The sequence below is a fragment of the Breoghania corrubedonensis genome, assembly GCF_003053845.1.
Lineage (GTDB): Bacteria > Pseudomonadota > Alphaproteobacteria > Rhizobiales > Stappiaceae > Breoghania > Breoghania corrubedonensis.
This window is the reverse complement of sequence record NZ_QAYG01000001.1, coordinates 1,301,792-1,319,601: the sequence shown is the minus strand read 5'-3', so window position 1 is coordinate 1,319,601 and position 17,810 is coordinate 1,301,792. Positions and strand designations below refer to the sequence as shown.

Here is a 17,810-nt window from a genome sequence, read left to right as displayed (position 1 = left end):
TTGAAAGATCAGAACGAGGGCCTCGCAAATCCTTGTTCCTACTACCTCTTTTGGTCTCCTCATATTCTGCCAACCCCTTGACATCAGCCTTCGGAGGGCAGCGCTCTATCCAGCTGAGCTACGGGTGCAACTTGTGCCGGTCAATGTGCGTTGCATAGCTCAATCGCTCGCGGCAGGCAACCGGATAGAACAACTTCGATCGAGACCTCATCACCGGATGCCGGAGGCGAGGTGTTGCGGATCATGTCACCATCGCCGATCCGCTCCCGAAGTCACGCACAAGAGGGTGGCGCGCGGAACGCGGACGGACGGACGGGGCAATGGTGTTCAACCACCCCAACCCGCGTGGCAAAGAGGTCGCGGAGCGTTTGTGAGGCGAGCGGAAGCCGTGGAAAATGCGCAGGGCGATCTCGCCTTTGCCCTTGCCGTTGCGCGTTCCGACAACGCGGCTTGCTTCAGAAGTCGAGATGATCCACGACACGGCTCAGCAGGCCCTTTTTCTGGCGCGCGCCGTGCTGGGCGGTCTTTTCGCGGGGCGTCGCGCCGGCCTTCGTCTCGTGGAATTCCAGGATCAGGAACGAACGCCCATCATCGGAAAACTCGCTCGCCTTGACCCGGTAATTCAGCGCGCCTCCCAGAAGACTGCGTACCGGACACACGAAACCCGCCTCGCCGCCATCCGCGGCGATGTGCTGGCGGATCTGATCGATATCGTTGCCGCGCATCAGGATCTGCGTGATCGTGTCGTTACCCACATGCTCCCGTCTCAGGCCGAAGGTGCGCAGCGCTGCTGTGTTCGCAGCCGCGATCATGTTGTCATGCAGGGTAACCGCTATGGCCGGCGTCGGAAGGCGGTCGAACACCGCCCCCATGTTGATGGCGTCCGGGTCGGTGATTTCTCCGGCAAACAGCAACCCCTTGCCATTCGCGTTGACCCCGAACCGCTGGCAGCGGAAGGTGAGCGTCACCATCGAGTTGTCGGCCAGTTGAAAGCGCTGTTGCGCGTTCACAAGGTCCTTGGCGTTCTCCATAAGGGAGACGATCGTGGCCACGAAGCCCTTGCCGAGCACGTTGCCGGAGGCACGGATATGGCGTGCCACCACCATTCGCTCGTCGGTAATGTGAAAGGTGCTCAGGAATTGGGGATTGGCGGACCGGATCAGTCCGTTCTCGTCGAGCAGCATGATCGCGGATGGCGACATCGACGTTAGCCGGCTCAGCAAGGTCAGCGCATCCTGTAGCGCCACCTCCCGCCCCACATCCTCCTCGCAATTGCGGAAAATGCCGCGCACCACCGGCACGCCGGACTTTGTTTCCGAACGGATCGCAGCACTTTCGATATGGGTCGGGATGCCGGCGCGGTTCATCACCGTGAACCTTACCGGACCATGGTGGCCATCGCGCAGGGCCGATTCGTAGTGCCGCAGCAGGTTCGGGCGGTCTTCCTCGCTGTAGCGAGCCACCACGTCGCCGAGGCGCTCGGTAATTTGCGCGCGGGTTTCGCCTGGCGTCTCCGCGAAGATGCGCTGCCAGGTGATCATGTTCTTGTGGGGATCGTAGAGCCACGTGGCAACGCGCAAGAGCGACAGCAGGCCGTCAAATTCCGGCGTGCCCGTGATGTCCGAATTCGCGGGCGGCATCTTCCGGGTCGCCTGAGACTGCGTATCCGACGCGGTCGTCATCGGTTTCGCCTTGCGCTGAGTTGCTTCGGCCATGTGCCCCTTGCCGTACCCCGTGTCCGCCTGTAGCACCGGGGCCGCATTCCCAGTAACGCGCTGCCCGGTCATGTGTCCGTCACCAGACGCCCATGTAACCGTGCATGCGTTAACATTTCGTTCGTCCCGAAGCTCTCATTTGTCGCATTCTCAATTTCAACAAGATGATCAAGTACATGTAAGAACAGGATAATTCGTAACATACCGAGAACTGTACGCAGGGTCGCGTACCAAGCCAAAAGATTAAGGAAGCCTTCTTGTCGCACACCGCGGAGAGGCTGTAACGACAGTCCCACGCGGTTGCGAAAGGGCTCCTCTCCTGTCGCACTGCATTTTTTGTCACAGAGTGTGGTCCGGCGCGGCGAAACGGGCGAGGCCTTCGAAAGGCCGGTTGACCTCGAAACCGACCGAAGCCCTTGATTTCGACGAACATAGCAAGAACAATGAGGTCCACGCAAGAAACCGGTGGTTCATGAACGTCTTCGAGCAATCCATCGCTGCTGGACTGATAGATGGTCGCCAGTCGGAAACCGCACTGTTGGTCTGGCGCGGAGTATCAAGGCTTCTGCGGCGCTCTGGTGCCGCCTGTGTGGCGGAGTTCACGTTGCCCACGGGCCGGCGCGCGGATCTCGTTTCCGTCGGCGCAAAGGGCGAGATATGGATCGTGGAGGTGAAGTCGTCGGTCGCCGACTTCCGTGCCGATTCCAAATGGCCGGACTACCGGGCCTGGTGTGACCGGTTCTTCTTTGCAACCCATCCCGACGTGCCGGCCGAGATCTTTCCCGAAGAGGCAGGGCTGATGATGTCGGACGGCTTCGGTGCCGACGTACTGCGCCCCGCCCCCGATCATCCGCTGGCCGCGGCGCGGCGCAAGGCGATGACCCTCAGGTTCGCCCAGTGCGCCGCCAACCGTCTTCACAATCTGATGGACCCGGCGATGGGCCGTGGAGAGGCTGGCAGCGGTTTCGGCCTTTGACGGCGCGCGCACCTGACTTGTCCCGGCCAGGCCGCCTCTAATGATGGTACAGGGAGCGTGAAGGTCCGCACCCGTTGCAATCGGGACGCCGATGGCTATCGTCCGCGCGACCCCCTGTCGCTTTCCGCGGGCTTTCCAGATCCGCAAACGGGCGACGTTCCGACTGGATTTTCACAATGACGATCGAGCTTCGTGGCCACCACTTCCTTTGTCTGCTGACCTATGTGGGAAACGGCTACAACCCCGCCTTCGCGCGTGCTTACGACGGTATCGTTGAGCGGTTGAACGCCGGTGAGAGCATTCGGGTCGTGAGCGGCGCGGATGCGATCTGCCAGGCGTTGATCGCGAACGACAAGGATCCGCACTGTTTCACGGAGCGCGTGAGGGCACGCGACCGGCGCGCGGCGGCCGATGTCGGGGCTCTCCTAGGTCATGAGATTGCAGAGGGCGCGGAGTTCGAGTTGACGGCGCGGTCGGTGGCGCTGTTGCGCGATGCCTTCGCGCAAGAAACCATCCGCGGGGCGTGCCACGAGTGCCCCTGGTCGCGTCTGTGCACGCGTGTCGCCAGGGCGGAATACCCCGGTGTTCGTCTGTTGCCGCCCGAACCCGCCGTCTGACGGTGCAAAAGCACGTTCGTCGTCCGTATTTTCCGCGCGCTGACCTCGTTCCCGCCTTTTGGTGGGCGGTCCGAGGCGCGGTGAACGGAACGAACAAAATCCGTGAGGCCGTCCCTGCGGGGCGGCACTGCATGTATCTTATCCTGCGCGATCCTGCCCGGGTGGCAGGAAATCGCGCCGGCGTCCTCGCCCGAAGCAGGTCCTTTGCGGTCAGAGCGACCTGATCTGACCGGATCTTGCCTCGGGTCCGGCGCCGGATGTGCTGGCGTTCCTAGCGCGGGGCGCGCTTGGCGAGGATACGCTGCAGCGTGCGGCGGTGCATGTTGAGCCGCCGCGCGGTTTCCGACACATTGCGGTCGCAGAGCTCGTAGACGCGCTGGATATGCTCCCAGCGGACACGGTCGGCAGACATCGGATTTTCCGGCGGGGGCGCCATCTCGTCAAGCTTGCGGGTGAGCGCGGCGAAGATGTCGTCGGCATCCGCGGGCTTCGACAGATAGTCGATGGCTCCGAGCTTCACGGCGGTCACTGCCGTCGCGATATTGCCGTATCCGGTGAGGATGATCGCGCGCGCCTCGGGATTGTGCTCGTGCAAGGCGCTGATCACGTCCAGTCCGTTTCCGTCGCCAAGCCGCATATCGACCACGGCGAAAGCGGGAGGCTGTGCGGCGATCTTGGCTCTCGCCTCTTCCACACTGTCCGCAATGTCGGTGGCGAAGCCGCGCTTTTCCATCGCCCGTGCCAGCCGCTGCAGAAACGGCTTGTCATCGTCGACGATCAGCAGGCGAGCACCCGCAAAATCGCCTTCCAGCGGCTCACTCGGCACTTCGTCTGTCATCTGTACTTCCTGCATTCCAGGGGGCAGAGCCGCCCCCTTTTCGACCCCGTTTATAGGAGAGCAGACGCCCTTGGGCAAATCGCGCTCTCCCCACCCAAGTTCTCCCGTTATCGCCGCCTCCTCGCGGCGTTGCGCCTAGGCGTATCCCGCCTCTTCCATCGCGGCTGCGGAATCCTCTGCACTCTCCAGCGCGATGCGTGGCCAAACGATCTGCACCACGGCGCCGCCCTCCAGGCTGTTGCGCAGCGAAAGCCGGGCTCCGGTGCGCTCCAGCAGCGTCTTGGCGATGAAGAAGCCAAGTCCCAGCCCACCGGCATTCGCCTGCGCCGCGACCTCCGTCGGTCGGGCTCCGGTGCGCGCACGCGTCGTGACATAAGGTTCGCCGATGCGGTCGATCACGTCGTCGGCAAAGCCTGGTCCGTCGTCCGCGATGGTGACCGATACGCTCGCGTCGTTCCAGTTCAGCCGGACGCTGACCGCGCTTGTGGCGAAATCGACGGCGTTTTCCAAGAGGTTGCCGAGCCCGTAAAGGATCGCGGCGTTGCGCCGTACTGTCGGCTCGCCGGCGGTGCTTTCCTTGATGATGGTGACCGTCACGCCGAATTCGCGGTGCGGCTCCGCCACCTCTTCCACCAGATGCGACAGACGCAGGCTCAGGAACGACTGGTCGGAGGAAAGCGAGGTGAGCTTGCGCAGGATCTCGCGGCAGCGGTCGCCCTGCGTGCGGATCAGCGAAACGTCTTCACGCTGGGGCGAACCTTCGGGAAGATCCGTTTCCAGCTCCTTGGCGGTCAGCACGATCGTGGCAAGCGGTGTGCCGAGCTCGTGCGCTGCTGCTGCAGCGAGCCCGTCGAGCGAATGCAGGTGCTGTTCGCGTTCCAGCGTCAGCTCCGTGGCGGCCAGCGCCTGGGAAAGCTGGCGAGCCTCGGCTGCGACCTGAAAGGTGTAGAAGGCGATAAAGGCGAGGGTGGCCACCAGCGCTGTCCAGACGCCGAACTGGTACGTGCCCGGTAGGGTGAAGACCTCGCCGTCGTACCAGGGTAGCGGAAGCTGGAAAAACGCGAGCAGGCTGGCAGTGCAGATGACGATGCCGCCAAGCGCGATGGTGTCGCGCGGCGGCAGGGCGGCGGCGGAAACGGTGACCGGAACCAGGAGCAGCACGGCAAAGGGGTTGCCGAGCCCGCCGGTCAGAAACAGCAGCCCGGACAGCTGCAGGATGTCATAGCCAAGCAGGACTGCGGCCCAGCGCTGCGGCAGGCGCTGCACCTTTGCCCGCACGAGCTTCAGGAACAGGTTGAGCCAGGCCGACAACGCGATCAGCGCGAAGACGAAGCCCAGCGGCACCTCGAAGCCGAAGCCGTAATTGACGACGAGGACAGCCGCCGTCTGGCCGGCGACAGCAAGCCACCTGAGCCTGACAAGCGTGTCGAGCTTCAGGAGCCTTTCACCGAAATCATTGCGGTCAGGAACAGCGCCGAGCATGTCGCTCCACTTTTCGCATCGCTCAAAAGATCCTTACGCCCTTTGAATAGACCGCCATACCGCTGCCGCCAAGCCATTGTAATCCGCTAATTGTGATGTGTCGTAACGGCAATTTTGCCGCGAGCGGGCGGAATCGGCCGTCCCATGGCGCCTCTTCGCTTGTCTCGCCCTGCCCCGTCATGCTAGCCAGCCGCATCGAGGCCGGCCCGTTTTGTGGCCCGCCATTAGGACCGACACACGGAAAACGACACTCGATGAGCGATACGAACGAGCCCGCTGCCGGCACGCAGCAGCAACAGCAGCCTGCCATGAACATCCTCGTCCAGTACATCAAGGACCTCTCGTTCGAGAACCCGAACGCGCCGGCAACGCTGCGTCCGAACGAACAGCAGCCGAAGCTGGACATCAACGTCAATGTCAACGCGACGAAGCACGACGACAACCAGTTCGAGGTGACGCTGTCGCTGGAGGCGAAGGCCGTATCCAACGGCACGGCGATGTTCGCGGTGGAATTGGTCTATTGCGGCATCTTCCGCATCCAGGGCATTCCCGAAGAGCACATGCACCCGTTCGTGCTGATCGAGTGCCCGCGCATGCTCTTCCCCTTCGCGCGCCAGATCATCTCCGATTGCACCCGCAACGGCGGTTTCCCGCCGCTGATGATCGACCCGATCGATTTCGCCGCGCTCTATCGTCAGAACATGTCCCAGGGCAACACCCAGCCGCTGAACTGACGGCAGACGATAAGGGCCAAGGGAAAATGGAGCGGCTTCGCCGCATGTGTTGCGCTGGCTTCAGGGTCTGGTGCTGCGGCTTCGCCGTAGACCGCCCGGAATGAGGAGCAAGGGGAGGGGCCGGAACCTCGCCCCACACTCCCTCATTGCGGACAAGGGAGGCGATAGCCGACCGCAGATCCGGAAGCCGGATATCAGCGCGGCAAAGCTGCTCCTTGAAACTCGCGTCCGTCCCCTGACCCTACGCTGCCTTCCCGTTCAGCGGGTTTCGGGGCGACCAGGCGTAGCGGATCGTCTCCATGCGCATGGAGCGGGCGTCAAACAGGATCAGCCGGCCGACGAGATCCTCGCCGAGCCCGGTGATCTCCTTGATCACCTCCATCGCTTGCATGGTGCCGACGATGCCCGGAAGCGCGCCGAGCACACCGGCGACCGCGCAGGTTGGCAGTAATCCTTCCGGCGGCTGGTCGGGAAACAGGCAGCGATAGGTCGGGTTCGGCTTGCCATCGGCTGCGCTTAGATAGGGCTTCAGCGTGGTCAGCGATCCGTCGAACTGGCCGATCGCGGCCGTCACCAGCGGCCGTTTCGCATAAAAGCAGTTATCCGATACGCAATAGCGCGTGGCGAAATTGTCCGACCCGTCGGCGACGATGTCATAGGCCGAAATCAGCGCTTGCGCGTTTTCCGCATTGATGCGCGTGCAGTGCGTCTCGACGGTTACATGCGGATTGAGGCGGGCAACCGCCGCCTTCGCGCTCTCCACTTTCGGCAGCCCCACGGCGTCCGTGTCGTGAATGATCTGGCGTTGCAGGTTCGACAGCGAGACGATGTCGTCATCGACCACACCGATCGTGCCGACCCCGGCGGCTGCCAGATACTGGATCATGGGAGCCCCGAGACCGCCCGCGCCGATGATCAGCACGCGCGCCGCCTGCAACTTCTGCTGGCCCGGACCGCCGACATCGCGCAGGACGATATGCCGCGCGTAGCGCTCCAGTTCTTCTGGGGAGAGTGCCATGAGAATTCCTAACCCAGCAGACGGCTGACGACCCTGGCGGTGTAGTCGACCATCGGAATGACGCGCGCATAGTTGACCCGCGTCGGGCCGATGACCCCCAGAACGCCGACGATGCGCTGTTCCTTGTCGCGGTAAGGCGAGACGATCAGCGAGGAACCGGAAAGCGAGAACAGCTTGTTCTCCGAACCGATGAAGATGCGAACCCCGTCGCCGCGCTCTGCCGCGCCCAGAAGCTGGATCAGTTCGCGCTTGCTTTCAAGATCATCGAAAAGCAGCCGTATCCGCTCCATGTCTTCTACCGTTGCGGCATCGAGCAGGTTGGAGCGTCCGCGCACGATCAGCGTGTCGTGGCGCCCGGTTTCGTTGCCTGCCCAGGTCGCAAGTCCCGTATCGACCAGCCGGCGGGTCAGTTCGTCGATCTCGGCCTGTCGCTGGTCCTGCAGTGCTTCCAGCGCCGACCGCGCCTCGGAAAGCGTGCGGCCGCGAATATGGGCGTTGAGATAATTGGACGCTTCGACGAGCGCGGAGGCCGGCAGGCCGTCGGGCAGATCGATGACACGGTTTTCCACCGTCCCGTCTTCCGCGACCAGCACCACGAGCGATTTCGAAGGCTCCAGGCGCACGAACTCGATGTGCTTCATGCGGGTGTCGGACTTGTGGGTCAGCACCACGCCGGCTCCGTGCGACAGGCCGGACAGCATCTGGCTCGCCTCGGTCAGCACCTGCTCCACGCCGCGCATGTCGCCCGACGCCTTGACGCGGGCCTCGATCGCCTCACGTTCGTCACGGGTGACGTCGCCGATCTCCAGCAGCGCATCGACGAAGAAGCGCAAGCCCAGGTCCGTCGGCAGACGGCCGGCGGAGGTGTGGGGTGAAAACAGCAGGCCGAGATGTTCCAGATCCGACATCACGTTGCGCACGGAGGCCGCCGACAGGCTGATCGGCAGGATGCGCGAGATGTTGCGCGAGCCTACCGGCTCGCCGGTTTCCAGATAGGTTTCCACGATGGAGCGAAAGATCTCGCGCGACCGGTCGTCGAGGTCGCGCAGGCCCCCGCCGGGGGTTTCGATCGACACGGCTGGCTTGCTCAAATCCCGCATTCGCTTCTCTCAACTTCCAATCGTTCCGGTCAAACCGCTTCGGCGCCGGATTGACGATATTTAGTCCCAAATGCCGACAAGTGGGCAAGGGCCCTTTACGTGGCTTGTCCGGCGCGGCTACAAGGCTCGCCAATGATCCAGGCTGACGCGGCCGTTCCCTTGCAACAGGCCCGGCCGAAACGGAGACTTTTCATGCGACCTTCCAAACGTGCCGCCGACGAACTCAGGCCCGTGACACTTGAACGCCGCGTCTCCAAACACGCGGAAGGTTCCTGCCTCGTCAAGTTCGGCGACACGCATGTCCTGTGCACGGCGAGCCTTGAAGAGCGCGTGCCGCCCTGGCTGCGCGGTCAGGCCCGCGGCTGGGTGACCGCCGAATACGGCATGCTGCCGCGCGCCACCGGCGAGCGCATGCGCCGCGAGGCCTCGGCCGGCAAGCAGTCCGGCCGCACCCAGGAAATCCAGCGCCTGATCGGCCGCTCGCTTCGCGCCGTCGTCGATCTGGAAGCGCTTGGCGAGCGCCAGATCTCTGTCGATTGCGACGTCCTGCAGGCCGATGGCGGCACCCGTACCGCCTCGATCACCGGCGCCTGGGTCGCGCTCAACGACTGCATCGAGTGGATGCGCGCCCGCGACATGGTGACGAAGCCGGTCCTGAAGGACCACGTCGCCGCCATTTCCTGCGGCATCTACGGCGGAACGCCCGTCCTCGATCTCGACTATCTGGAGGACAGCGACGCCGACACGGATGCGAATTTCGTCATGACCGGCGCCGGCGGCCTCGTCGAGATCCAGGGCACCGCCGAGGGTGCGCCGTTCTCCGTCGCCGAATTCAACCAGCTTCTGGAACTCGCCCAGGGCGGCATCTCCCGCCTTGTCGATCTTCAGAAGATGGCGATCCTTTGAGGCAATCGCAATGACCCGCACCCTCACGCCCGGCCGTCTCGTGCTCGCCAGTCACAATGCCGGCAAGCTCCGGGAGATCCGCGCGCTGGTGGAGCCCTTCGGCATGGAGGTGGTCTCGGCCGGCGAGCTCGGCCTGCCCGAGCCCGAGGAAACGGGCACCACCTTTGAGGCCAATGCCGAATTGAAGGCCCGCGCCTCCGCCACGGCAGCGAACCTGCCGGCCCTGGCGGATGACTCCGGGCTTTCGGTCGATGCGCTGGGCGGCGACCCGGGCATCTATTCCGCGCGCTGGGCGGGGCCGGACAAGGACTTCGCCATGGCCATGCGCAACGTGGAGGAAAAGCTCCAGCAGGCAGGGGCGACCAGCCCCGACAAGCGCACGGGCCGTTTCGTCTGCGCGCTGTGTCTCGCCTGGCCGGATGGTCATGTGGAGACGTTCCGTGGCGAAATTGTCGGCACAATGGTCTGGCCGCCGCGCGGGGGGCAGGGCTTCGGCTACGACCCCGTTTTCCTGCCGCAGGGCCATCAGCGCACCTTCGGCGAAATGAGCGCCGACGAAAAGCACGGCTGGAGTGCAGGCGAGGTCGACCCGCTGTCGCACCGCGCCCGTGCCTTCAAGCTTTTCGCCGACGCCTGCCTGGAGCCCGCACGCGCCACATGACGCAGGACCCGGGATTTGGGATCTACATCCACTGGCCGTTCTGCGCGGCCAAGTGCCCCTATTGCGACTTCAATTCCCACGTTCGCCACCAGGCGATCGACCAGGAACGCTTCGCAAGAGCGTTTGCGACCGAGCTTGCCCATTTCGCAAGCCAGACGCGCGGGCGCGAAGTCACATCGATCTTCTTCGGCGGCGGCACGCCGTCGCTGATGAAGCCTCAGACGGTGGAGGCGATCCTGGGCTCGGTGGCGAAGAACTGGACCCTGTCCGACACGGTCGAGATCTCGATGGAGGCGAACCCGTCGAGCGTGGAGGCCGAGCGTTTCCGTGGTTACCGCGCCGCGGGCGTCAACCGCGTTTCACTGGGCGTCCAGGCGTTGAATGACGAAGAACTGCGGTTTCTCGGCCGGCTGCACGATGTCGACACGGCGCTGCGCGCCATCGAGATGGCGCGCGAGACCTTTCCGCGACTGTCCTTCGACCTGATCTATGCCCGACCCGGCCAGTCGCCCGAAGCCTGGCGCGCCGAGCTTGAACGCGCCATCGCGCTCGCCGCCGATCATCTGTCGCTCTATCAGCTCACGATCGAGCATGACACGCCGTTCTTCAAGCTCCACGAGGCGGGCAAGCTCGTCGTGCCGGATCCGGATGCGGCCGCCGATCTCTACGAGGTCACGCTGTCGACCTGCGAGGCGCACGGCATGCCGGCCTACGAGATTTCCAACCACGCCGCACCCGGCGCCGAATGCCAGCACAATCTGGTCTACTGGCGCTATGGCGACTATGTCGGCGTCGGCCCCGGCGCGCATGGCCGGCTGACCGGCGGCAACGGCAAGCGCGCCACCGCCACCGAACTCTATCCCGAGACCTGGCTCCAGAAGGTGGAGGCGCAAGGTCACGGCATGATCGAGGACCAGGTGCTGACCATGGAAGAACAGGGCGACGAATACCTGATCATGGGTCTGAGGCTTGCCGAAGGCGTCGATCTCGCGCGCTACGAACGGCTGTCGGGCCGTCGCCTCGATCCGCGCCGTCTCGCCGATCTCGTCTCCCACGGCATGGTGGAGCGGATGGACGGCACGCGGGTGCGCGCGACACGGGACGGCTTCTTTGTGCTCGACGCGGTGGTGGCCGACCTCGCCGCCTGAGCCGCGATGCTTGATCCCGACATCTGCTATGCCAATTGCGCCATTACTTTTGCCACCTAAATAGGCAATTGCCCGATCCGGTGTCGCTTTCAGTTGCGTTGACCGTCGATCTCCTCTTAACATGTTGCATTGCAAAAATGACGAAGGGGACGTCGGCGATGAATCTTCATGACTTCATGCAGGTACCCTATTATCAGCTTTACGAGATGAACCACGCAGCGCTCAGTCCCATGCGCGCAGCCGTCGATGTCACCCGTCTCTATTTCAAGAACCCGCTCAATCCTGCCGCGCATACGCCTGTCGGACGCAACATCGCGGCGGGCTGCGAACTGTTCGAGCGTATCACGCGCCGCTACGGCAAACCCGGTTTCGGGTTCGAGTTCACCCGCGTCGGCGGCCTGAAGGTGCCGGTGCACGAAGAGATCGTCTGGCAGCGGCCCTTCTGCCGGATGATCCGCTTCCAGCGTGCCCTGGAAAAGCCGCGCAACGATCCCAAGCTGTTGATCGTCGCGCCCATGTCTGGCCACTACGCGACCCTGCTGCGCGGCACGGTGGAGGCCTTTCTGCCGACGCATGACGTCTATGTCACCGACTGGATAGATGCCCGCCAGGTCCCGCTTTCCGAAGGTCTTTTCGACCTCGACGACTATATCGACTACGTCATTTCGATGCTGCACCGGCTGGGCGGCGATACCCATGTGATGGCGGTGTGCCAGCCCGCCGTGCCGGTGCTCGCGGCTGTCTGCGTGATGGAGGCGGACGGCGATCCGTACGCCCCCAACACGATGACGCTGATGGGCGGGCCGATCGACACGCGCGAAAGCCCGACCGCCGTCAACGATCTGGCGGTGGCCAACGGTATCGACTGGTTCAAGCGCAACGTGATCATGCAGGTGCCTTTCCCGCTGCCGGGCTTCATGCGAGAGGTCTATCCCGGCTTTCTGCAACTTTCCGGCTTCATGAGCATGAACCTCGACCGGCACATGATCGCCCATCACGAGTTCTTCAATCATCTCGTCACCGGCGACGGCGACAACGCGGAAAAGCACCGCGAGTTCTACGACGAGTACATGGCGGTGATGGACCTGACCGCCGAGTTCTATCTCCAGACGGTGGAGACGGTCTTCATCGACCACGCCCTGCCGAAGGGCGAAATGATGCACCGCGACCGGCCGGTGGATCCTGCGGCCGTGCGAAACACCGCATTGCTCACCATCGAAGGCGAGAAGGACGACATATCCGGCATCGGCCAGACGCGCGCGGCGCACACGCTCTGCTGCAACATTCCCGATGACAGGCGCGCCCATTACATGCAGGAAGGCGTCGGCCACTATGGCGTCTTCAACGGCTCGCGCTTCCGCTCCGAGATCGCGCCGCGGATCGCCGATTTCATCCGCTCCAACCGCACGCCGGACAGGAACGTCTCCGCTTCGTCCCCGGCCCGTGTCGCCGTTTCCGCCGCCGCGTCGGGGCGATCGGGTGTCGTGCCAGCACCCAGGCCGGCCGCCCCACGCGCGGCCAAACCGGTCGCCGCCCGGCTTCAGGCTGTCCCGGCCGGCCTTGCTGCGATCACATTATCCGCACCGGAAGGCGCGCCGGACGATCTCAAACGCATCTCCGGCATCGGCCCGAAGCTGGCGATGGCTCTGAACGGGGCCGGGATCTATCATTTCAGGCAGATCGCGAGCCTCAGCGAGGCGCAACTCGTCGAACTCGACGAAAAGCTGACCTTGCGCGGCCGCGCCGAACGTGACGACTGGGTGGCGCAGGCGAAGGCGTTGACGTGAGAGACCTGCCCTGAGGCGGCGCAAAAGCGACCCGGAGACGCGCCACGGGCCGCTTTCGCACGTTCTTGAAACAACATCCCCTCGCCCCCAAGTCCATTCAGGGTTGGGCAATTGGGGAAGGTACGATGACACAGTGCGGACCTTTACGTCCGGCATGGACGCCGCTCACAATCACCTTGATGATCCTGGGCTTTGTCTTTTACTGGCCGCTGGGCCTCGCCATGATCGCCTACATCCTGTGGGGCGATCACCTGCACAAGGCTTTTGGCGGTGTGCGCGATGACTTTCGCGACGGCGTTCGCTCCATGCGAACGGAATTCGGGCGAACGGAATTCGGCATGGGCGGCGGACGCACCGGCAACGGCGCCTTCGACGAGTATCGCGATAGCGAGTTGGAGCGGCTGGAGGATGAGCGCCGGCGGCTTGACGAGATGCGCGCGGAATTCGACGATTTTCTCGCCAATCTGCGCCACGCCCGCGATCGCGAAGAATTCGACCAGTTCATGTCGAAACGCCGCAACAGGGGCGGAGCGGAGCCTTCCGCCGCCATGTGAATGCTGCGGACCTGGCGCCGTTGCACGCAGCAGAACGCGGGCCCCCACGGGTCCGCTTTCGCCATGTGGGCGCCCGTGACGGAGCGCGACACGTTTTTCGATGATCACGGCGATGGCGGGAGCCCTATTACCGGGCCTCGCGCCCGGCCGGCGGCTATACTTGGCGCTTGCGAATCGCCCCTGATTGCTTGCGGATCCGCCGATGCGTTTCTTTCGTCCAGGCTCTGACGCCCCGGATCACCTGATGCTCGAGATCGAGGGCCGCGCGGTCCGCGTCGACGTTCGGCGCAACGCGCGTGCGCGACGCTACACGTTGCGGCTTCCCGCTTCCGGCGGCGACCCCGTTCTGACGATCCCCGAGCGCGGCACCTTCAGGACCGCGCGCACCTTCGCCGAGGATCATCGCGGCTGGCTGGCCGAGCGAATGAGGAAGATGCCGGCCATCCAGCCCTTTTGTGCCGGTGCCACGGTGCCGCTGCGCGGCATTCCCCACCTCATCGAGCACCGCCCGGCGACGCGCGGCACGGTCACGCAACTGGCGGCGGTGGACGGCCCCTGCCTCGTGGTTTCCGGCCAGGAGCCGCATATTGCGCGCAGGCTGACGGATTTTCTGAAAAAGGAGGCGCGGGCGGACCTCACGCAGGCCGTGGAGCGCCACGCCGCGGCGCTGAACCGGGATTTTCCGCGCGCGCGCCGGCCGACCGGCATCTCCATCCGCGACACGCGCTCGCGCTGGGGCTCATGCACGGCGAAGGGCAAGCTCAATTTCTCCTGGCGGCTGGTTCTGGCGCCGGCCTTTGTGCTCGACTACGTCGCCGCTCACGAGGTGGCACACCTCGTCGAGATGAACCATTCCGCCCGCTTCTGGGCGGTGACGGAGGGTCTCTTCGCGGAAACGGAAAAGGCGCGCGAATGGCTCAGGCGCTACGGCAGCGAGTTGCACAGCTACGGCTGAGGACGCGTGACGCTCAGAACGGACTGCCGCCGGGCATGGTCTTCCATGCGGCTACGACGAGAAGCGCGATCAGGGCGACAAGCGCGACCTGACGCATCGAACGGCCGATCGGGCGGCGCTGCTTTGGCAGGGAATGATCGGACACGGAAGAAAAGCGCTTCTTCAGCCTGGCGGCGCGTTCCTCACGCGTCTTTCCCTCTACGCCCTTGCCCTTGTAGACCTGCCATCCTTCCGGCACATCGGTCATCGCGCTACTCCGTGACACGTTCCTGCGGCGCGGGCCGGCCGGAGCCGATCTCCATACCCGTCATTTCGCTATGTAGGAACGATTTGCGGCGATGGCGTGTCATCGTCCGGGGCGGGCGCGGCCCTCAGTGCGCCTCGTCCCAGTTCTGCGCGGCGCGGGCGTCGACCTGTAGCGGAACGCGTAGCGACAGCGCGGGCGAGGGCGCGTCCTCCATGGTGCGGGCGACCAGCGGGATGGTGGCGTCCACCTCCTCGTCCGGCACCTCGAAGATCAGTTCGTCGTGCACCTGAAGCAGCATCTTCGCCGAGAGCTTCGAGGCGGCCAGCGTGTCCTCCATGCGCACCATGGCGCGGCGGATGATGTCGGCGGCGGAGCCTTGTATCGGCGCGTTGATGGCCGCACGCTCGTAGAACTGACGCATGTTCGGGTTCTTGGTGTTGACGTCCGGGTAGTGCGCCTTGCGGCCGAAGATCGTCGTCACATAGCCGTTGGCGTGAACCTGGCGCTTCATCTCTTCCATGTAGTCGCGGATGCCGGGGAAGCGCTCGAAATAGGTCTTGATGTAGTCGCCCGCCTCGCCGCGCGAGATGCCCAGCTGGTTGGCGAGCCCGAAGGCGGAAATGCCGTAGATGATGCCGAAATTGATGGCCTTGGCGCGACGGCGCACCATCGGATCCATGTCCTTGACCGGCACGTTGAAGATTTCAGAGGCCGTCATCGCGTGGATGTCGAGCCCGTCGGCGAACGCCTTCACCAGCTGCGGGATCTCGGCCATGTGGGCGAGCACGCGCAGCTCGATCTGGGAGTAGTCGGCCGACAGCAGCTTGGATCCTTCCGCCGCCACGAATGCCTTGCGGATCTTGCGGCCGGCCTCGGTGCGCACCGGAATGTTCTGCAGGTTCGGCTCCGACGAGGACAGCCGCCCCGTCGTGGTCGAGGCAAGCGAATAGGAGGTGTGGACGCGGCCGGTCTCCCGGTTGATATGGTCCGGCAGGGCGTCCGTGTAGGTGGAGCGCAGCTTGGTGAGCTGGCGCCATTCCACGATCTTGACCGGCAACGGATGGCCCTCGGCCGCCAGATCCTCCAGTACGGAGACGGAGGTGGACCAGGCGCCGGTCTTGGTCTTCTTGCCGCCGGGCAGGCCCAGGCGGCCGAACAACAGGTCGCCGAGCTGCTTGGGCGAGCCGATGTTGAAGGTCTCGCCCGCCATCTCGTGGATTTCCGCCTCGAGCGCCGCCGCGCCTTGCGCGAGTTCGCCTGAAAGGCGCGACAGCATCTGCCGGTCGACATGGATGCCGCGCATTTCCATGCGCGAGAGAACCGGCACCATCGGGCGCTCCAGCGTCTCGTAGACGGTGGTCATGGTCTCGCCCGGCAGCCGGCATTTCAGCACCTGCCAGAGCCTGAGCGTGACGTCGGCATCCTCGGCTGCGTAGGAGCAGGCCCTGTCGAGCGCGATCTTGTCGAAGGTGACGGCCGACTTGCCCTTGCCGCAGACGTCCTCGTACTTGATCGGCGTGTGGCCGAGCCAGCGCTCCGACAGCGCGTCCATGCCGTTGCCGCCCTGCAACCCCGCATCGAGCGTGTAGGAGAGCAGCATCGTGTCGTCATAGGGCGCGACCTCGATACCGAGGCGCTTCAGGATCACCCAGTCGTACTTGAGGTTCTGCGCGATCTTGAGGACGGCTGCGTCCTCCAGCAGGGGTTTGAGGAGGTCAATCGCTTCCTTCAGCGGGATCTGGCCTTCCAGAAGCCCGCCGCCGCCCAGCAGATCGCCCTCGCCGTCGCGGTGGCCGAGCGGAATGTAGCAGGCCTTGCCCGGCGCGGTGGAAAGCGAAACGCCGACGAGTTCGGCCTCCATCGGATCGAGCGAGGTGGTCTCGGTATCGACCGCGACGAAGCCGGTCTCGAACGCGTCCTCGATCCAGGCCTTCAGGCGGGCCACATCGCGCACGCATTCATAGGCCGAGGCGTCGAGCGGGATCGCCCGGATCTCGGCCGCGCGTGCCTCCGCGAGTGCAGCGGGACCGGCGCCGGAGGCGGGGGAGGCTACGGATTTTTCGGAGCTGCCGGAGGGCGCCGCCGTTTCCGGCGCGTCCCAGCCCTTGATAGCGAGGTCGGCGGCCTCGACCGTGCCGGCGTCCTTGCCGGCCGTCTCCGCCACGCGGCGCGTCAGCGTGGTGAATTCCATCGCCTTCAGGAAGGCCAGCGCCTTCTCGCCGTCGAGCTTGCGCACGGCGGCATCGGCGAGCGGCACGTCCACCGGCGTGTTGCAGTCGAGCTCGACCAGCCGGCGGGAAATGCGCGCCTGATCGGCGAATTCGATCAGGTTTTCGCGGCGCTTGGTCTGCTTGATCTCGGAGGCGCGCGAAAGCAGCGTTTCCAGATCGCCGTATTCGTTGATGAGCTGGGCCGCGGTCTTGACGCCGATGCCGGGAACGCCCGGCACGTTGTCGACGCTGTCGCCGGCGAGCGACTGCACGTCCACCACCTTGTCGGGCGCGACGCCGAACTTTTCGAAGACCTCGGGCTCGGCGATGCGCTTGTTCTTCATCGTGTCCAGCATGATCACATGCGGACCGACGAGCTGCATCAGGTCCTTGTCGGAAGAGATGATGGTGACATCGGCGCCCGCCTCCACCGCCTGGCAGGCATAGGTGGCGATGATGTCGTCGGCCTCATAGCCCGGCTGCTCGATCGAGGCGACGTTGAAGGCGCGCACGGCATCGCGGATGATGCCGAACTGCGGGATCAGATCTTCCGGCGGCTCCGGCCGCTGGGCCTTGTACTGGTCGTAGATCTCGTTTCGGAAGGTCTTGGCGGAATGATCGAAGATCACCGCTATATGGGTCGGCGTGACGCCGGCGGCCGTCTCGTCCGCCTCCTGCAGAAGCTTCCACAACATGTTGCAGAAGCCCGCGACGGCGCCCACCGGCAGCCCGTCGGACTTGCGCGTGAGCGGGGGCAGCGCGTGATAGGCGCGGAAGATGTAGGACGAGCCATCGACCAGAAAGACGTGATCGCCGGCCTTGAGGGAAGGTGAGGATTCGCTGGACATGGGCGGATCATGCC

Annotated in this window: 16 protein-coding genes; 9 read left to right on the top strand and 7 right to left on the bottom strand. The window is 64.5% G+C overall.

All coding sequences use genetic code 11. The features are described 5' to 3' along the window. Positions 1 to 455: 455 nt before the first annotated feature. The gene (locus C8N35_RS05755) at positions 456 to 1,715 is read right to left on the bottom strand and encodes a PAS domain-containing protein (RefSeq protein ID WP_170122027.1); all 1,260 of its coding nucleotides are present in this window, start codon (positions 1,713 to 1,715) and stop codon (positions 456 to 458) included. Positions 1,716 to 2,187: 472 nt separating this feature from the next. On the opposite strand from C8N35_RS05755, the gene C8N35_RS05750 reads away from it, so the two are divergent. Both C8N35_RS05750 and C8N35_RS05745 read left to right on the top strand, forming a co-directional pair. Next, positions 2,188 to 2,691 carry an MmcB family DNA repair protein gene (locus C8N35_RS05750; protein WP_107989109.1) on the top strand — a complete coding sequence of 168 codons (504 nt, stop codon included), beginning with the start codon at positions 2,188 to 2,190 and terminating at the stop codon, positions 2,689 to 2,691. Between the two features lie 176 nt (positions 2,692 to 2,867). Continuing rightward, positions 2,868 to 3,308, top strand: a complete 441-nt coding sequence (locus tag C8N35_RS05745) for a DUF1284 domain-containing protein (protein ID WP_107988593.1) — start codon at positions 2,868 to 2,870, stop codon at positions 3,306 to 3,308. A gap of 271 nt (positions 3,309 to 3,579) precedes the next feature. Here C8N35_RS05745 and C8N35_RS05740 read toward each other — a convergent pair whose 3' ends face one another. Both C8N35_RS05740 and C8N35_RS05735 read right to left on the bottom strand, forming a co-directional pair. Beyond that, positions 3,580 to 4,146: an ActR/PrrA/RegA family redox response regulator transcription factor gene (locus C8N35_RS05740; RefSeq protein ID WP_107988592.1), complete on the bottom strand. Its 567-nt coding sequence runs from the start codon at positions 4,144 to 4,146 to the stop codon at positions 3,580 to 3,582. 135 nt (positions 4,147 to 4,281) lie between these two features. Continuing rightward, positions 4,282 to 5,628, bottom strand: a complete 1,347-nt coding sequence (locus C8N35_RS05735; protein WP_107988591.1) for an ActS/PrrB/RegB family redox-sensitive histidine kinase — start codon at positions 5,626 to 5,628, stop codon at positions 4,282 to 4,284. Positions 5,629 to 5,882: 254 nt separating this feature from the next. Between C8N35_RS05735 and secB the strand changes: the two genes are divergently transcribed. Continuing rightward, complete coding sequence (secB, locus tag C8N35_RS05730) at positions 5,883 to 6,362, top strand: protein-export chaperone SecB (RefSeq protein ID WP_107988590.1); 480 nt, start codon at positions 5,883 to 5,885, stop codon at positions 6,360 to 6,362. Positions 6,363 to 6,603: 241 nt separating this feature from the next. On the opposite strand, the gene C8N35_RS05725 is transcribed toward secB, so the two are convergent. Further along, positions 6,604 to 7,380: a HesA/MoeB/ThiF family protein gene (locus tag C8N35_RS05725; RefSeq protein ID WP_107988589.1), complete on the bottom strand. Its 777-nt coding sequence runs from the start codon at positions 7,378 to 7,380 to the stop codon at positions 6,604 to 6,606. 8 nt (positions 7,381 to 7,388) lie between these two features. Continuing rightward, complete coding sequence (gene hrcA, locus C8N35_RS05720; RefSeq protein ID WP_107988588.1) at positions 7,389 to 8,480, bottom strand: heat-inducible transcriptional repressor HrcA; 1,092 nt, start codon at positions 8,478 to 8,480, stop codon at positions 7,389 to 7,391. A gap of 192 nt (positions 8,481 to 8,672) precedes the next feature. On the opposite strand from hrcA, the gene rph reads away from it, so the two are divergent. From rph to C8N35_RS05690, 6 genes are all read left to right on the top strand, one after another. After that, the gene (gene rph, locus C8N35_RS05715; protein ID WP_107988587.1) at positions 8,673 to 9,386 is read left to right on the top strand and encodes a ribonuclease PH; all 714 of its coding nucleotides are present in this window, start codon (positions 8,673 to 8,675) and stop codon (positions 9,384 to 9,386) included. Positions 9,387 to 9,396: 10 nt separating this feature from the next. Further along, entirely contained in the window at positions 9,397 to 10,047 is a 651-nt protein-coding gene (gene rdgB, locus C8N35_RS05710) for an RdgB/HAM1 family non-canonical purine NTP pyrophosphatase (protein WP_107988586.1), read from the top strand. Continuing rightward, positions 10,044 to 11,195: a radical SAM family heme chaperone HemW gene (gene hemW / locus C8N35_RS05705; protein ID WP_107988585.1), complete on the top strand. Its 1,152-nt coding sequence runs from the start codon at positions 10,044 to 10,046 to the stop codon at positions 11,193 to 11,195. Before rdgB ends, hemW begins: the two co-directional genes overlap by 4 nt. 158 nt (positions 11,196 to 11,353) lie before the next feature. Then, positions 11,354 to 12,982: a polyhydroxyalkanoate depolymerase gene (gene phaZ, locus C8N35_RS05700; protein ID WP_245926667.1), complete on the top strand. Its 1,629-nt coding sequence runs from the start codon at positions 11,354 to 11,356 to the stop codon at positions 12,980 to 12,982. A 125-nt stretch (positions 12,983 to 13,107) separates the two neighbouring features. Then, positions 13,108 to 13,536, top strand: coding sequence for a DUF2852 domain-containing protein (locus tag C8N35_RS05695; RefSeq protein ID WP_107988584.1), 429 nt, complete (start codon positions 13,108 to 13,110; stop codon positions 13,534 to 13,536). Between the two features lie 244 nt (positions 13,537 to 13,780). Further along, entirely contained in the window at positions 13,781 to 14,491 is a 711-nt protein-coding gene (locus tag C8N35_RS05690) for a M48 family metallopeptidase (RefSeq protein ID WP_245926666.1), read from the top strand. A 13-nt stretch (positions 14,492 to 14,504) separates the two neighbouring features. Here C8N35_RS05690 and C8N35_RS05685 read toward each other — a convergent pair whose 3' ends face one another. Then, a complete protein-coding gene (locus tag C8N35_RS05685; protein WP_107988583.1) occupies positions 14,505 to 14,738 on the bottom strand; it encodes a hypothetical protein in 234 nt (77 codons plus the stop codon). A 124-nt stretch (positions 14,739 to 14,862) separates the two neighbouring features. After that, positions 14,863 to 17,796 carry a DNA polymerase I gene (gene polA, locus C8N35_RS05680; protein ID WP_107989106.1) on the bottom strand — a complete coding sequence of 978 codons (2,934 nt, stop codon included), beginning with the start codon at positions 17,794 to 17,796 and terminating at the stop codon, positions 14,863 to 14,865. Positions 17,797 to 17,810 lie beyond the last annotated feature (14 nt).

Excerpts from the sequence above, each read along its gene's own strand:
- C8N35_RS05755 (WP_170122027.1), bottom strand. The coding sequence starts at position 1,715 with ATGGCCGAAGCAACTCAGCGCAAGGCGAAACCGATGACGACCGCGTCG.
- C8N35_RS05750 (WP_107989109.1), top strand. The coding sequence starts at position 2,188 with ATGAACGTCTTCGAGCAATCCATCGCTGCTGGACTGATAGATGGTCGC.
- C8N35_RS05745 (WP_107988593.1), top strand. The coding sequence starts at position 2,868 with ATGACGATCGAGCTTCGTGGCCACCACTTCCTTTGTCTGCTGACCTAT.
- C8N35_RS05740 (WP_107988592.1), bottom strand. The coding sequence starts at position 4,146 with ATGACAGACGAAGTGCCGAGTGAGCCGCTGGAAGGCGATTTTGCGGGT.
- C8N35_RS05735 (WP_107988591.1), bottom strand. The coding sequence starts at position 5,628 with ATGCTCGGCGCTGTTCCTGACCGCAATGATTTCGGTGAAAGGCTCCTG.
- secB (WP_107988590.1), top strand. The coding sequence starts at position 5,883 with ATGAGCGATACGAACGAGCCCGCTGCCGGCACGCAGCAGCAACAGCAG.
- C8N35_RS05725 (WP_107988589.1), bottom strand. The coding sequence starts at position 7,380 with ATGGCACTCTCCCCAGAAGAACTGGAGCGCTACGCGCGGCATATCGTC.
- hrcA (WP_107988588.1), bottom strand. The coding sequence starts at position 8,480 with ATGCGGGATTTGAGCAAGCCAGCCGTGTCGATCGAAACCCCCGGCGGG.
- rph (WP_107988587.1), top strand. The coding sequence starts at position 8,673 with ATGCGACCTTCCAAACGTGCCGCCGACGAACTCAGGCCCGTGACACTT.
- rdgB (WP_107988586.1), top strand. The coding sequence starts at position 9,397 with ATGACCCGCACCCTCACGCCCGGCCGTCTCGTGCTCGCCAGTCACAAT.
- hemW (WP_107988585.1), top strand. The coding sequence starts at position 10,044 with ATGACGCAGGACCCGGGATTTGGGATCTACATCCACTGGCCGTTCTGC.
- phaZ (WP_245926667.1), top strand. The coding sequence starts at position 11,354 with ATGAATCTTCATGACTTCATGCAGGTACCCTATTATCAGCTTTACGAG.
- C8N35_RS05695 (WP_107988584.1), top strand. The coding sequence starts at position 13,108 with ATGACACAGTGCGGACCTTTACGTCCGGCATGGACGCCGCTCACAATC.
- C8N35_RS05690 (WP_245926666.1), top strand. The coding sequence starts at position 13,781 with ATGCTCGAGATCGAGGGCCGCGCGGTCCGCGTCGACGTTCGGCGCAAC.
- C8N35_RS05685 (WP_107988583.1), bottom strand. The coding sequence starts at position 14,738 with ATGACCGATGTGCCGGAAGGATGGCAGGTCTACAAGGGCAAGGGCGTA.
- polA (WP_107989106.1), bottom strand. The coding sequence starts at position 17,796 with ATGTCCAGCGAATCCTCACCTTCCCTCAAGGCCGGCGATCACGTCTTT.